This is a genomic window from Hydrogenobaculum sp., from assembly GCF_049967395.1.
GTDB lineage: Bacteria > Aquificota > Aquificia > Aquificales > Aquificaceae > Hydrogenobaculum.
The window spans coordinates 1-2,055 of sequence record NZ_JBMFST010000094.1; the positions used below are offsets into that span (position 1 = coordinate 1).

Consider the following 2,055-nt stretch of genomic DNA (forward strand, 5'->3'; position numbering starts at 1 on the left):
TGAGATGATTGTAGCATCCGACTTGTTTTTAGAAAATTTTTCTAGGTTATCCTTTGATTTAGAAATGTACGGAGGTTTGTCACCTTTTGTAAAATATTATATGGAGAAAGAACATGCAGCAAACATAGATTATGAGCATGATCCTTACGCTTCAAAATGGTATATAGAAAAAGGGTTAAAATTTATAAATTTTACATCTATAAATACTTATCTATACAATAAGGATACTGCTTGCATGCTTCTTCTTGCAAGAAAAAATGAAATGCTTATATCGGAAACAGAGCTTAACATCCTAAAGCTTATCAATCAGGCTTTATTTAGCATTTTTGTCACAAGGAAATATCTTACAGATATAGACTCTTTGCGTATACATCTTGAAGAAATTGCTACAAAAGATCCATTGACAGGATTTTACAACAAAAACATGTTTGATATGTTCTTAGAAAACGAAGCAAAAAAATCAGCAACTAGAATGGTATCAAATGCTTTTAGTTATATATTGATAGATATAGATAACTTCAAATATATAAACGATGCTTATGGCTATCAAATAGGTGATATAGTTATAAAAGAGGTAGCGAATATAATAAAATCTATTACGAGAAACCAAGATATATTAGCTAGGATAGGTGGCGACGAATTTGGAATAATAGTCCAAGATACGAAAGTACAATCTGCAAAGGTGATAATGGAGAGAATAAATGAGAAGCTAAGCTCTCAGCCGATAAAATTAGAAGATAAAAAAATATATATAAGTTTATCCGTAGGCATATCAACTTGCTTTGAAAAAGAAAATCAAAGTTTACCAATATTGGGTTTTTTAGAGGACGATAAAGCTCAAAATACGCGCCTATCTAAAGTGTTTTGCTCAAAAGAAGAGGTCAAGATGCTTGCCGAAGAAGCGTTAAGAAAAGCAAAAAGGGATGGAAAATCAAGCGTGGTTATAGCCTCTTCCCAATATAACGATATGGAGTATATTTCAAAATACGAACTTATAAACAAAGCTATAAGCGAAAACTTAATAAAACCGGCGTTTCAACCAATTTTTGATCTTGAAGATAAAAAAATAATAGCTTTTGAGGCTCTTTGCAGAATAGAGATAAACAAAAATATAATATATCCAGATCAATTTATAGAGGAGGCTGAAGATTTGGGGCTTATAAATAAGATAGATTTACTTATGATAAGAAAAGCTTGTGAGAGAATATCGGCGTTAAATAAAAAAAATAATTCTAAGGATAGTTTAAGGCTTTTTGTAAACATAAGCGCAAAAGCTTTTAAAGATAGAAGATTTTTTCAGGATGTGGTTGATATAGCAAAAGAGTACGATATGCAAAATAAGCTATATGTAGAAATCACAGAAAGGGAATCTCTTTCTAATTTAGAAAAATTTGAAGAGATAGAAGAATTTTTAAAATATTACGGTATCCATTTTGTAATAGATGACTTTGGAAGTGGATATTCTTCATTTTTATATCTAAAGTTTATAAAGACAGAGATTCTAAAGATAGATGGGGCTTTTGTTAGAAATATAACAAAAAACGAAAGAGATAGGGCTATAGTTAGCGGTATAAATACAACAGCTAAGCACCTTAATACAAAAACGTTGGCAGAGTTTATAGAAGATGAAGAAACCCTCAACGCACTTGTAAAGATAGGAGTAAATTACGGTCAAGGGTATCATCTTGGCAAACCAACTTTTGATTTGGAAAAATTCTTTCAATAATTTATAATATTTGCTATGAAGATAAAAGATTTCTTAAAAGAAAACAAACTAAGCATAGGTGACAACGTAAAATTTTTATTGGAAAAGCTGGGAAAGGAATCTTTGGAAAATACCATAGAATCAAAGCTTGGGGAAGCCGCCAAAATGTCAAAATCAAAGGCCAATACGGTAGACCCGGCCATGGCTATAGAAAAATACGGTGCTGATACCATAAGGCTTTATATACTTTTTGCAGCACCTCCAGAGCAAGATTTTGAGTGGATAGAAACTTCAATAGAAGGTGTTCATAGGTTTTTGAAAAGAGTTTTCAACTTTGTTACTTCAAACAT

The 2,055-nt window shown here is 31.2% G+C and carries 2 protein-coding genes; both read left to right on the forward strand.

Features of this window, described 5'->3' with window-relative positions; translation table 11 throughout:
• On the forward strand, positions 1-1,726 hold a 1,726-nt coding region (locus tag ACP5S8_RS08190; RefSeq protein ID WP_461876448.1), incomplete at its 5' end, for a putative bifunctional diguanylate cyclase/phosphodiesterase.
• A gap of 15 nt (positions 1,727-1,741) precedes the next feature.
• The coding region (locus ACP5S8_RS08195; protein WP_461876449.1) for a class I tRNA ligase family protein at positions 1,742-2,055 on the forward strand (314 nt) is incomplete at its 3' end.